This window comes from Wujia chipingensis, assembly GCF_014337155.1.
Taxonomy (GTDB): Bacteria; Bacillota; Clostridia; order Lachnospirales; family Lachnospiraceae; genus Coprococcus_C; species Coprococcus_C hominis.
The window spans coordinates 380001-392633 of record NZ_CP060632.1; the positions used below are offsets into that span (position 1 = coordinate 380001).

At 46.2% G+C, this 12633-nt stretch carries 9 protein-coding genes, 6 tRNA genes and 1 rRNA gene (1 of these 16 cut by a window edge); all 16 read left to right on the plus strand.

The window, feature by feature from the left end:
* Nucleotides 1–2689, plus strand: a 23S ribosomal RNA gene (locus H9Q76_RS01795); it begins 190 nt to the left of the window's first position.
* Nucleotides 2690–2785: 96 nt separating this feature from the next.
* Nucleotides 2786–2857, plus strand: a tRNA-Asn gene (locus H9Q76_RS01800).
* Nucleotides 2858–2866: 9 nt separating this feature from the next.
* Nucleotides 2867–2938: transfer RNA gene (locus tag H9Q76_RS01805), tRNA-Glu, on the plus strand.
* Nucleotides 2939–3093: 155 nt separating this feature from the next.
* Nucleotides 3094–3166, plus strand: a tRNA-Thr gene (locus tag H9Q76_RS01810).
* A 73-nt stretch (nt 3167–3239) separates the two neighbouring features.
* Nucleotides 3240–3313: transfer RNA gene (locus H9Q76_RS01815), tRNA-Ile, on the plus strand.
* A gap of 5 nt (nt 3314–3318) precedes the next feature.
* Nucleotides 3319–3392: transfer RNA gene (locus H9Q76_RS01820), tRNA-Asp, on the plus strand.
* 30 nt (nt 3393–3422) lie between these two features.
* A tRNA-Leu gene (locus H9Q76_RS01825) sits at nt 3423–3508 on the plus strand.
* A gap of 264 nt (nt 3509–3772) precedes the next feature.
* On the plus strand, nt 3773–4237 hold the full coding sequence (locus H9Q76_RS01830; RefSeq protein ID WP_181985603.1) for a sigma-70 family RNA polymerase sigma factor: 465 nt from the start codon (nt 3773–3775) through the stop codon (nt 4235–4237).
* Nucleotides 4234–5283 carry a hypothetical protein gene (locus H9Q76_RS01835; protein WP_021984728.1) on the plus strand — a complete coding sequence of 350 codons (1050 nt, stop codon included), beginning with the start codon at nt 4234–4236 and terminating at the stop codon, nt 5281–5283. The genes H9Q76_RS01830 and H9Q76_RS01835 overlap by 4 nt, the downstream gene beginning before the upstream one ends.
* A 124-nt stretch (nt 5284–5407) precedes the next feature.
* Nucleotides 5408–7105 (plus strand): methyl-accepting chemotaxis protein, encoded by a 1698-nt coding sequence (locus H9Q76_RS01840; protein WP_021984727.1) that lies wholly within the window; start codon nt 5408–5410, stop codon nt 7103–7105.
* 19 nt (nt 7106–7124) lie between these two features.
* Nucleotides 7125–8573, plus strand: a complete 1449-nt coding sequence (locus H9Q76_RS01845) for a glycoside hydrolase family 1 protein (RefSeq protein WP_249321439.1) — start codon at nt 7125–7127, stop codon at nt 8571–8573.
* A 260-nt stretch (nt 8574–8833) separates the two neighbouring features.
* A complete protein-coding gene (locus H9Q76_RS01850) occupies nt 8834–9655 on the plus strand; it encodes an N-acetylmuramoyl-L-alanine amidase (protein ID WP_249321441.1) in 822 nt (273 codons plus the stop codon).
* Between the two features lie 127 nt (nt 9656–9782).
* On the plus strand, nt 9783–10316 hold the full coding sequence (locus tag H9Q76_RS01855) for an Lrp/AsnC family transcriptional regulator (RefSeq protein ID WP_117781405.1): 534 nt from the start codon (nt 9783–9785) through the stop codon (nt 10314–10316).
* Between the two features lie 144 nt (nt 10317–10460).
* The gene (gdhA, locus tag H9Q76_RS01860) at nt 10461–11822 is read left to right on the plus strand and encodes an NADP-specific glutamate dehydrogenase (RefSeq protein WP_249321443.1); all 1362 of its coding nucleotides are present in this window, start codon (nt 10461–10463) and stop codon (nt 11820–11822) included.
* 221 nt (nt 11823–12043) lie between these two features.
* The gene (locus tag H9Q76_RS01865; RefSeq protein WP_118374770.1) at nt 12044–12292 is read left to right on the plus strand and encodes a type II toxin-antitoxin system prevent-host-death family antitoxin; all 249 of its coding nucleotides are present in this window, start codon (nt 12044–12046) and stop codon (nt 12290–12292) included.
* 3 nt (nt 12293–12295) lie between these two features.
* Nucleotides 12296–12592, plus strand: coding sequence for a type II toxin-antitoxin system RelE/ParE family toxin (locus H9Q76_RS01870; RefSeq protein ID WP_118374769.1), 297 nt, complete (start codon nt 12296–12298; stop codon nt 12590–12592).
* The last annotated feature ends 41 nt before the right edge of the window (nt 12593–12633 follow it).

The window sequence follows — 12633 nt, forward strand, 5'->3', positions numbered from 1 at the left end:
ACTGAAACATCTAAGTAGGCGGAGGAAGAGAAAGAAACATCGATTCTGTGAGTAGCGGCGAGCGAAAACGGAAGAGCCTAAACCGGAGCGCGTGCGTTCCGGGGTTCGGACTGCGACATGTGAGCAATAGGATAACAGAACAGTCTGGGAAGTCAGACCAGAGAGGGTGAAAGTCCCGTATGTGAAATCCGAGTTGCAGCTAGCAGGATCCAGAGTACCACGAGACACGAGAAACCTTGTGGGAAGGCAGGGAGACCACTCCCTAAGGCTAAATACTACTCAGTGACCGATAGCGCATAGTACTGTGAAGGAAAGGTGAAAAGGACCCCGGGAGGGGAGTGAAAGAGAACCTGAAACCCTGTGTCTACAAGCTGTGGAAGATCTTTACATGATCAACCGCGTACTTTTTGTAGAACGGTCCGGCGAGTTGCCATGTCTGGCAAGGTTAAGTACTTAAGGTACGGAGCCGAAGTGAAAGCAAGTGTTAACAGCACGTAAAGTCAGACCGGGCAGACCCGAAACCGGGTGATCTACCCATGTCCAGGTTGAAGTTGCCGTAAAAGGCAATGGAGGACCGAACGCACATCCGTTGAAAAGGGTGGCGATGAGGTGTGGGTAGGGGAGAAATTCCAATCGAACCCGGAGATAGCTGGTTCTCCTCGAAATAGCTTTAGGGCTAGCCTCATATTAGTCTTGCGGAGGTAGAGCACTGAATATCCTAGGGGGCGTCAAAGCTTACCGAAGATTATCAAACTCCGAATGCCGTAAAGATGATGTATGGGAGTCAGACTGCACGAGATAAGTTGGGTAGTCAAAAGGGAAAGAGCCCAGACCTACAGCTAAGGTCCCAAAGTACGTGTTAAGTGGAAAAGGATGTGGGATTTCGAAGACAACTAGGATGTTGGCTCAGAAGCAGCCATACATTCAAAGAGTGCGTAATAGCTCACTAGTCGAGAGGTCCTGCGCCGAAAATGTCCGGGGCTGAAACACGACACCGAAGCTTAGGAATCGAAAGATTGGTAGAGGAGCATTGAATACGGAACGAAGCAGTACCGGAAGGAGCTGTGGACTGTATTGAAGAGAGAATGCCGGAATGAGTAGCGAGATTTAAGTGAGAATCTTAAAGGCCGAATATCTAAGGTTTCCAGGGTAAAGCTGATCTTCCCTGGGTAAGTCGGGGCCTAAGGCGAGGACGAAAGTCGTAGTCGATGGATAACAGGTTGAAATTCCTGTACCGCATATATTCAGAAATGTGGGGACACAGATGGAGAGTACAGCCCGGGAATGGATAGACCGGGGCAAGCGAGGTAGGAGAATGGCAGGCAAATCCACCATTCAATCTGAAGACGTGACGCGTACCGAACAAGAGTAGGGAAGTGTATGAGCCAGCTGTCGAGAAAAGCCGCTATTGTGATATATGCGCCCGTACCGTAAACCGACACAGGTGGATGAGGAGAGAATCCTAAGGCCGGCGGGAGAAGTGTTGTTAAGGAACTCGGCAAAATGACCCCGTAACTTCGGGAGAAGGGGTGCCTCGGAAGAGGCCGCAGAGAAATGGCCCAAGCAACTGTTTAGCAAAAACATAGGTCTATGCAAAACCGAAAGGTGAGGTATATGGGCTGACGCCTGCCCGGTGCTGGAAGGTTAAGAGGAGAGCTTAGCGCAAGCGAAGGTTTGAATTTAAGCCCCAGTAAACGGCGGCCGTAACTATAACGGTCCTAAGGTAGCGAAATTCCTTGTCGGGTAAGTTCCGACCCGCACGAAAGGCGTAATGATTTGGGCACTGTCTCAACAACACACCCGGTGAAATTGAAATACCAGTGAAGATGCTGGTTACCTGCGCCAGGACGGAAAGACCCCATGGAGCTTTACTCCAGCTTGATACTGGGATTCGGTACTACCTGTACAGGATAGGTGGGAGGCTTCGATCACGGGACGCCAGTTTCGTGTGAGCCGCTGTTGGGATACCACCCTTGTAGTACTGGATTCCTAACCTACAGCCGTGAACCGGCTGGGGGACAATGTCTGGCGGGGAGTTTGACTGGGGCGGTCGCCTCCGAAAGGGTATCGGAGGCGCTCAAAGGTTCCCTCAGAATGGTTGGAAACCATTCGAAGAGTGCAAAGGCAGAAGGGAGCTTGACTGCGACACCGACGGGTGGAGCAGGTACGAAAGTAGGACTTAGTGATCCGGTGGTATAAAGTGGGATTGCCATCGCTCAACGGATAAAAGCTACCCTGGGGATAACAGGCTTATCACTCCCAAGAGTTCACATCGACGGAGTGGTTTGGCACCTCGATGTCGGCTCATCGCATCCTGGAGCTGTAGCAGGTTCCAAGGGTTGGGCTGTTCGCCCATTAAAGCGGTACGCGAGCTGGGTTCAGAACGTCGTGAGACAGTTCGGTCCCTATCCGGCGTGGGCGTAGGATATTTGAGAGGAGCTGTCCTTAGTACGAGAGGACCGGGATGGACGGACCGCTGGTGTATCTGTTGTTGTACCAACAGCATGGCAGAGTAGCCAAGTCCGGCAGGGATAAACGCTGAAGGCATCTAAGCGTGAAGCCCCCCTCAAGATAAGATATCCCATCATAAGAGTAAGACCCCTTGAAGACTACAAGGTTGATAGGCTTGGAGTGTAATCGTGGCAACACGTTCAGCTGACAAGTACTAATAGGTCGAGGGCTTATCCTTAGAGGTTTTGAGAACGGAAAGATGATTTGTTAAGGGTTAGATATAAGATCTTTGTATGAAGTTCTGAAGGTACATGCTATATTGTATCTTATATAATCCTCGATAGCTCAATGGTAGAGCACTCGGCTGTTAACCGAGTTGTTGTAGGTTCGAGCCCTACTCGGGGAGTTTTTTTAAGGCCCCATGGTCAAGCGGTTAAGACATCGCCCTTTCACGGCGGTAACACGGGTTCGATTCCCGTTGGGGTCACTGAAAAGGATTCTCAAAAGAGGGTCCTTTTATCTGAATAATCAGATAGGTATATATAATATACGCCGATGTGGCTCAATTCACTAAGATCAACGAACGAAGTGAGTTGGTCGCATGCAGAGCAGCTGATTACAAATCAGCTGATAAATATATACGCCGATGTGGCTCAATTGGCAGAGCAGCTGATTTGTAATCAGCAGGTTATCGGTTCGAGTCCGATCATCGGCTTTGTACATTAGATACGAAGCTATAAAGTTTCATATTGATGTATGTTGTGGGTATACAGGTATATCGACAATACGGACGTTTAGCTCAGCTGGTTAGAGCAATCGGCTCATAACCGATCGGTCCCGGGTTCGAGTCCCTGAACGTCCACTTTTGGCCTGGTGGCTCAGCTGGTTAGAGCGCCGCCCTGTCACGGCGGAGGTCGTGGGTTCGAACCCCATCCGGGTCGCTTACAACTGCATAAGCGTTGTTCAAATTTGCCGGCATGGCGGAACTGGCAGACGCACAGGACTTAAAATCCTGCGGGACTAATCTCCCGTACCGGTTCGATTCCGGTTGCCGGCATATAACTTAAACGGTGGAAACCTTGTAGAATCAAGGGTTCCACCGTTTTTTGTTGCTCGAAAATCGTCTAGGTGTGCAAAAGGTGTGCAGAAATTACTTATTCTTTGCAAGAAAACAGGAGAAACGATCGGATAATAAAGTGAAGATATCTTCAGACTGATACGGGGGGTGAAATAAATTATTACGCAAAAGAATTTTGTAGAGAAATTAAAAAGACAAAATGAAAAGGCTCTGGAGTATGTCATCCGTGAATATGGCGGCTATGTGAAAGCTGCGGTGAATCATAACCTTGCGGGACTTCCAGAGGAAATGGAAGAGTGCATGGACGATGTCTTTCTGGATGTGTGGGAGCATATTGAGCGGTTTGATGCGGCAAAGGGAAGTTTCAGAAACTGGATTATTTCCATTGCGCGGTTCCGTTCGATTGATTATCTGCGCAGATACAGCCGGACATGTATGGAAGAGGATGTATCGAATTACGAGAGCAAGTTAGCGAGAAACGACCGAATTGATACGCTGGAACAGGAAATATCCACGGAGACAGAAAAGCTTCTGGAAGGACTGAAGGAAGAAGAGCGTCAGATATTGTTACGCTATTATGCAGAGGAAGATGATGTGGATGTATTGGCGAAGGAATATGGTGTGTCCAGCTCTACGATTTACAGCAAAGTTTCCAGAGCAAAGAAGAAAGTGCGAAAAAATCATGGAAGATTGGAGGAACATGTATGATGGAGATATACGAGGTTTTAAATCAGGTTCATTCAGAGGAAGAATATATGGAATTTCCAGAGATGGAAACAGCTGCATGTATCCGGAGGGTACGGACGAAGCTTCATGACAATCGAAAAAAACATGTATGGCGGACAATTGCGGCGGCTCTGATTGGAGGAGTGGTATTATCCGGGGGAATTGCTTACGCAAACTCAGAAGGCTTGCTAGATAAATTCTTCCATAATGAGCAGACGGAAGAAGTGCCAGAACAGTACGTGGAACGGGAATATATTGAAGAGGATTATCCGAATGGATTGAAGGTTATTACAAATGCAGAGACGAAATTGACATTTGAGATTGAGAAGGCGATCACAACCGGCGATATGGTGGATGTGATCTGGACTGTGACCTACCCGGATTATGACGCAGAAATGTATGATGTGGATTTCCGGATGCGAGGGGGCGACCTCTATTACGGAGATCAGAAACTGGAAGAGACATCGTCTCTGATTCTCGGAGAAGAAAGTGATCTGAAAGAAAATCAGCGGATGTACGACAGCATTTACCTGATTCCGGATGGCATGGAGCTCGAGGAGGGGGATGTGCTTACAATGAAATTTGATGGTTTAAATGGTGAGACGACGCACATTGATAAAAACGATCCAAAATACGCAGACCGGAATGAGGCGGATCTGGAGGCACTGTATTCCGATACTGTTTTGATTGAGGAAGCAGACTGGACACTGGAATTCGCATTGCAGGAAAGCAAATTTGAACCGGGCACGCTGGATTGCAGCAATTCTGCGAAGATTGTGGAAGCAACGTTAAGTGAACGGATGCTGAAATTTACAAGTGTTGGAGATTTCTCTCTGCATGAGTACATCAAAATCAAGATGAAAGATGGAACGTATATTGGAGGATTTGATTTTGAGGCAGGAGGATCGCAGGATTACGATCAGGAACGGCAACAGATCGACTTTGTAATAGAGTTTACTATGCCGATTGATATCTCACAGGTGGAGCTGGTTGTGATTGGAAACGAGCGACTTCCAATGAAAGAATAAATGAATATAAAAAGACAGAAAGACCGCGGATCGAATGAGCGGTCTTTCGTGTTCTTATGATTGAATCCTGACGCAAAAAGTGGTAAAATATAAATAGTATTTTTGTTACAGGAGGTTTCGGTATATGGAACACAAAAAGGTTAATTTTTTACATTCTGTGCGTCTGAAGATGTTATTGGCGATGGCATTTTTTGCTTTCGTAACGGGAGGATTTGCTTGCGCACTGTTTATTTCTTCTACGAAAGAGGAAATCGGTTCAGTCACACGTGGATATATGCGTGATCTTTCCAGAGCTTATGGCGTTATGCTGGACAATGAGCTGGACACGGATGGTGATGACGCGCTTTCCGGCGAGCATCTGGCTTCGATACTTGCAGGCGTTCAGGTGGAAGGAGTCGAAAGCAGCTACATATATGTAGTCAGCGGCGATGGTACGATGTTGTATCATCCAACTGCAGATAAGATCGGCAAGCCTGTGGAGAACAAGGCGGTCAGTGATGCGGTTGCCAAGATTGCCAAAGGTGAGAAGGTTGAAAATGAAGTTGTTAAATATGAATTTAAGGGTGCAGACAAGTATGCCGGTATCTATGTGAATGATACACAGGATTTTATCATGGTAGTAACTGCCGATTATGACGATGTATTCAGCAGTATCCGGAAGGTAGAAGGAAAAATCGGAATTATCGTATTACTTGAGCTGTTGATTGTTGCAACGATCGGATCTGTATTTGCGCATATTATTGTCAAGCCTATGAATGAGGTTTCTGAACTGACGGTGAAGGTCGGAGATATGGATCTGACGAAGAATGAGATTCAGACCAGACTGGCAAACCGTAGGGATGAGATCGGACGCATGGGACGAAGCCTTGACTATCTGACACAGTCTTTGAAGGGTGTGGTAGAGAATATCAAGGAGAAGAGCGCGCAGGTCATGGACGCTGCTAATGTACTGGACTCAGATGCCACGGAGACATCGACGACGATGGAACAGGTGGAACAGGCGGTCAATGATATTGCGGAAGGTGCAACGACACAGGCAGGTGAGACACAGCGCGCAGAAGAGCATGTTGTGGAGATGGGCAACATGGTGCAGGAGACGAGCGACGAGGTGGAGAAGCTGCTTGCATTTGCACAGGAGATGCAGGAATGTACTTCGCAGGCTTCCGACATTTTGCAGGCATTAGAGAAGGTCAATGCACGTGCTGAGGAGCATATTGACATAATTGCGGAACAGACGAATACAACGAATGAAGCAGCCATGAAGATTAGTGAGGCAACACATCTGATCACATCCATTGCGGAGGAGACGAATCTGCTTGCATTAAATGCCAGTATTGAGGCGGCGAGAGCCGGTGAGCAGGGCAAGGGCTTTGGTGTTGTTGCAAGTGAAATCCAGAAGCTTGCGGAGCAGACAAATGAGTCAGCGACGCATATCGAAGAAATCGTACAGGAACTGCTGCGTGATGCAGAAAAGGCAGTGGAGACGATGTATGGCGTGAAGGAAATCATGCATACACAGAGTGACCATGTGGAACAGACGGAGAGCGCATTTGAACAGGTACAGTCAGGGGTTGAACAGTCAATCGAAGGAATCAACCGCATTTCGGAGCATACAACCCGACTGAATGATGCAAGAGAAAAGGTTGTAGGAATCGTGCAGAACCTGACATCCATTGCAGAGGCAAATGCAGCCGGAACCGAGCAGACATCTGCATCCGCAACAGAGGTTGGTGCAATCATGGAAGATATTTCCGGCAAATCAACAGCGATGCGTCAGGCAGCGCAGGAACTGGATGACGGTATGAATATATTCAAATTATAAATCGACAAGGAGGAACGCAATGTATTTTGAAAAATCAAAAGGCTTCCCTGCTGATTTCTTATGGGGCAGTGCATCTGCTGCATATCAGGTAGAGGGTGCCTGGAATGAAGATGGAAAGGGAATGTCAAACTGGGACAAGTTTGTACGTATTCCGGGTAAGACTTTCCAGGGTACAACCGGAGATAAGGCAGTTGACCATTACCACAGATATAAGGAAGATGTAAAGCTGATGGCCCAGATGGGACTCAAGACCTATCGTTTTTCAATTTCCTGGCCAAGAGTCATTCCGGATGGAAATGGCGCGATCAACGAGAAAGGGTTGAAGTTCTATGATGACCTGATCAATGAGCTGATCGCGAATAACATTGTGCCGATGGTGACGGTGTACCACTGGGATATGCCGCAAGCACTTGAAGAGCAGTATCATGGCTGGGAGAATCGGCAGATCGTGGATGATTTCGTTCGTTATGCAACGACATTATTTGAACATTTTGGAGATCGTGTCAAGCATTGGATCATCATGAATGAGCAGAATGTATTTACCGGACTTGGCTGGCAGGCAGGCATGCATCCGCCAGGAAAGGTTGACGATGATAAGACGTTCTATCAGGTTAATCATCATGTATTTCTGGCACATGCGAAGAGCGTGCTTGCGTTAAAGAAGCTGTATCCGGATGCGCTGGTAGGCTCATCCTTCGCATATTCACCATCCTACGCATATGATCGTCATCCGGAAAATGCGATGGCGAAAGCCGATTATGATGATCTGAAGAATTATTACTGGATGGACATGTATGCATATGGCAGATATCCGCGTGCAGCAATCGCATATCTGGAGAGTCAGGGAATCGCACCACAGATGGAGCCGGGCGATGCGGAAATCTTAAAAGAAGCAGCCGCAAAGGTTGACTTCATGGGTGTAAACTATTACCAGACAACTGTCGTAGAGTATAACCCGATCGATGGTGTAGGAACTTCGCATGAGATGAACACAACCGGTAAGAAGGGTACCGCGAAGGTACAGGGTGTACCGGGACTTTACAAGAATCCATCTAATGAATTCCTGCCAACGACGGACTGGGATTGGACGATCGATCCAATGGGCATCCGTATGTGCTGCCGTGAGATCACATCTCGTTACGATCTGCCGATCGTTATCTCAGAAAATGGTCTGGGCGCGTTCGACAAGTTCGAGGACGGAAAGATTCATGATCCATATCGTATCGATTATTTGAAGCGTCATATCGAAGAGCTTAAAAAAGCTTGCGATGACGGCTGCCGCGTACTTGCTTACTGTACATGGTCTTATACCGACCTGCTGAGCTGGCTGAATGGTTACCAGAAGCGGTACGGATTTGTCTATGTTGACCGCGAGGAGGACGAAAACAGCGGAACACTCAACCGCTACAAGAAGGACTCCTTCGACTGGTATAAGCATGTGATCGAGACAAACGGCGAGGAACTGTAAGAACCACGCGATCTGCGACAAAATCAAGAAGAGTAATTCAAAGACTGCAACGTATCTGCGTTGCAGTCTTTTTGCGTGCCAATGTTCCCGTATTTGCATATAGTATATTAGAAACTTCGACCAGATATTTCGCAATGTGAGTTGGGTATATGTATTATTCATAAGCAGACCATTGGAGCATGTCTGCGATGAAAATACATATATCCAACGGAAGTTGCGATAAAATTCGAGGTTTCAAAAAAATATTTGGAGGGAACAATATGGCACGCGTATTTATTGGCGTAGGACATGTCGGTACCGACCCCGGCGCTGGTGGCTATCTCGTTGAAAAGGACGTGAATTTGAAGATGGCGAGAGCCTGCTACGATTACCTGCAGGCAAGGGGTGTTGACACACAGATTTCACGAACAGGGGATGCGACCGACCGGCTGGTGTCGAAGATCGACCGCTGTAATGCATTTGCACCGGATTTCGCGCTGGATATCCACAATAACGCTGGTGGTGGGGATGGCTTCGAGATCTTCTACAGTGTAGTCGGCGGCAAAGGAAAGGAACTTGCACAGAACATTGAGAAAGAAGTTGTGAAGATCGGGCAGAACAGTCGGGGCTTGAAGACGAAGAAGAATTCTTATGGACGCGACTATTTCGGATTTATCCGGAGTACGATATGTCCGGCGGTCATCTGCGAGGGTGTATTTGTAGATAACAAAGCGGATGCGGCGCAGGCAGATACCGATGCAGAATGCCGCGCATTTGGTGAGGCGTATGCCCGTGGAATCCTTGCAACACTCGGAATTGCGGATACGGCTGGGAAGACAGACACAACAAGCAAACCAAATGGTGCATCTGGAACGAAGACACCTGCACCGACTACTGGAAACACAAGCGGCTATAAGGTGAAGGTAACGGCGAACGGCTTGAATATCCGCAAGGATGCGGGAGTCGCACATACAGTAACCGGGGTAATCCGTGACAAGGGCGTGTACACGATCGTGGCTGAAAAGACAGTATCCGGGCAGAAATGGGGAAAACTGAAAAGTGGTGCTGGATGGATTTGTCTCGCCTACACGAAAAAAGTGTAACACTTGACAATTAAAATCAAAAATAATATTTCACAAAGGATTCTCAAGTTGCGAAATAAGTGGTATAATGTACAGCATATGGCGGTCAGAGGAAATTCTGCGTGCCTGAATTAGGAGGATTACAAAAATGGAAAAAAGAGAGTTGGTATATTATCGACTGGATAAGATTGACGGTAAGATCTTAGATATCCTGCAGGGAAATGCAAGAGCATCTTTGAAGGAAATTGCAGAGCAGGTATTTCTGTCTCCGACAGCCGTTGGCGCACGTATTGACCGTATGTTGCAGGAGGGCGTGCTGGAAGGATTTACAACGAGACTGAACCCAGAAGCCATGGGACATTATATCAAAGCATTTATCAATCTGGAGGTACAGCCGGAGCAGCGTGAAGAGTTCAACGAGTACATTGACGGCGTATTGAATGTCGTAGAATGTAACTGCGTGACAGGCGATTTCTCTATGCTGATCGAGGTCCGTTTCCCAACAACAACCGAGCTGGATCATTTCGTAGGCGAGTTGCAGAAGTTTGGTAAGACAAAGACACAGATTGTATTCTCAACATGCGTGAAGCACAGATGCCGGTACTGGAAGGTGGATGGCAGAGATTTCGAGTCTCATGCCAAGGCATCAGAAAATCCGGAATCTGAGAAAACCGATAAATAGGCAAATAGACAAAGGATTTTTAAGTGAAAAAAAATTTCACGAAAGAATCTAAAGTTTTTTCTTTACAATCCTTTGCTTTAGTATTATAATGTGCCTATCGGTTGAAAAAAGCCGAAATATTTAATTCCTAGGGGGAAATTTACTATGTCATATGTTGACGAGGTACTCGAGGTAGTACGAAAGAAAAATGCAGATCAGCCAGAATTTTTACAGGCAGTAACAGAAGTACTTGAGTCTCTTAGACCATGTATCGATGCGAACGAGGAATTATACAAGAAGAATGCAATTCTTGAGAGAATTACAGAGCCAGACAGACAGCTCATGTTCCGTGTTCCATGGGTAGATGACAATGGTCAGGTTCAGGTAAATAGAGGTTTCCGTGTACAGTTCAACAATGCAATCGGACCTTACAAGGGTGGTATTAGACTTCACCCATCCGTAAACCTTGGTATCATCAAGTTCTTAGGTTTTGAGCAGGTATTAAAGAACTCACTTACAACACTTCCAATCGGTGGTGGTAAGGGTGGTTCTGACTTTGATCCAAAGGGCAAGTCAGACCGTGAGATCATGGCATTCTGCCAGAGCTTTATGACAGAGCTTTGCAAATATATCGGCGCAGACGTAGATGTACCTGCTGGTGACATCGGAACAGGCGCAAGAGAGATCGGCTTCATGTTCGGTCAGTACAAGAGAATCCGTGGAATGTTCGAAGGCGTTCTTACAGGTAAGGGACTTACATATGGTGGTTCACTTGCTCGTACAGAAGCTACAGGATATGGTTTGTTATACCTTACAAATGCACTTCTGAAGGATCACGATATCGATATCGCTGGTAAGACTTGTGCAGTATCTGGTGCTGGTAACGTAGCAATCTACGCAATCCAGAAGGCACATCAGCTTGGCGCTAAGTGTGTAACATGTTCTGATTCTACAGGTTGGATCTACGATCCAGAAGGAATCGACGTTGACCTTCTTAAGGAGGTTAAGGAAGTTAAGAGAGCACGTCTTACAGAGTACGCTGCAGCTCGTCCATCTGCTCAGTATCATGAGAAGAAGAACGCAGATGATCATGGTGTATGGTCTGTTAAGTGCGACCTTGCTCTTCCATGTGCAACTCAGAACGAGTTGAACCTTGACGATGCTAAGATGCTTGTAGCAAACGGCGTTATCTCTGTAACAGAGGGTGCTAACATGCCTACAACATTGGAAGCTACAAAGTACCTTCAGGAGAATGGTGTTCTCTTCGTAGGTGGTAAGGCTGCAAATGCAGGTGGTGTTGCTACTTCTGCACTTGAGATGAGCCAGAACTCTGAGAGACTTTCTTGGACATTTGAGGAAGTTGATGGAAAGCTTAAGGGAATCATGGAGACAATCTACGCTAACATTTCTGATGCTGCTAAGAGATACAATGCAACAGTTGGCGGAAACGCTGACTATGTAGCCGGTGCTAACATCGCTGGTTTCGAGAAGGTTGTAAACGCTATGCTTGCACAGGGTGTTTGCTAATCGCGAATTTCTAAGAGAATAAAGATATTGATAAGTCCTGTAAACCTAGTGTTTACGGGACTTTTCTTTGTGTATGTATAAAACATGTGAATTGTTAGAATATTCATGAATATAAGAAAATTTGCACTATTTGAGCTGTAAAATTCTACGTTGAATTTTACAGCTCGGTTTTGTATAATATATAAATAAAGAAACTATATTTAAGAAAGGAAGTTGATTTTATGCCGAATATATTACCTGTGTCAGATTTAAGAAATTATAATGAAGTGTTAAAAAATTGCCAAGTTGGAGAACCTGTGTTTTTGACCAAAAACGGCAGAGGCAGGTTTGTGGTTATGGATATGGAAGATTATGAACGTGAAAAGGCGGAAAAGAAACTGCTTATGAAGTTGCAGGAGGCAGAAGAAAGAGTTAAGGATGAAAGTGCCTGGATGAGCTTGGATGAACTTAAGAAATCTGTAGGGGTATAGCTTATGATGAAATTACGGATTAACCCTATTGTGGCAGAGGACTTAAAGAATATTAAAGAGTATATTGCCGAAGACAATGAAGAAATGGCAGTAAAAACCATTCAGGAGATATATGCCCGATTTGAGAATATACAGCAATTTCCATATATGGGGGCGGATCTTGCCAAGAGAGTCAGCTTCCGGACGGATTATAAGTATGTGATTTGCGGGAATTATGTAGTGTTGTATAGGATTAGAGATGAGTATGTAGAGATTTACCGGGTGATGAATCGGCATCAGGATATTACGAAGATATTTTAAATTAAACTAGAAACAGTCATTCTAAGGGTGCAAGGAATGGT

Bases quoted from the DNA above. Each gene is read 5' to 3' on its own strand.
- H9Q76_RS01850 (WP_249321441.1), top strand. From the start codon at position 8,834: ATGGCACGCGTATTTATTGGCGTAGGACATGTCGGTACCGACCCCGGC.
- H9Q76_RS01840 (WP_021984727.1), top strand. From the start codon at position 5,408: ATGGAACACAAAAAGGTTAATTTTTTACATTCTGTGCGTCTGAAGATG.
- H9Q76_RS01835 (WP_021984728.1), top strand. From the start codon at position 4,234: ATGATGGAGATATACGAGGTTTTAAATCAGGTTCATTCAGAGGAAGAA.
- H9Q76_RS01855 (WP_117781405.1), top strand. From the start codon at position 9,783: ATGGAAAAAAGAGAGTTGGTATATTATCGACTGGATAAGATTGACGGT.
- H9Q76_RS01845 (WP_249321439.1), top strand. From the start codon at position 7,125: ATGTATTTTGAAAAATCAAAAGGCTTCCCTGCTGATTTCTTATGGGGC.
- H9Q76_RS01870 (WP_118374769.1), top strand. From the start codon at position 12,296: ATGATGAAATTACGGATTAACCCTATTGTGGCAGAGGACTTAAAGAAT.
- H9Q76_RS01865 (WP_118374770.1), top strand. From the start codon at position 12,044: ATGCCGAATATATTACCTGTGTCAGATTTAAGAAATTATAATGAAGTG.
- gdhA (WP_249321443.1), top strand. From the start codon at position 10,461: ATGTCATATGTTGACGAGGTACTCGAGGTAGTACGAAAGAAAAATGCA.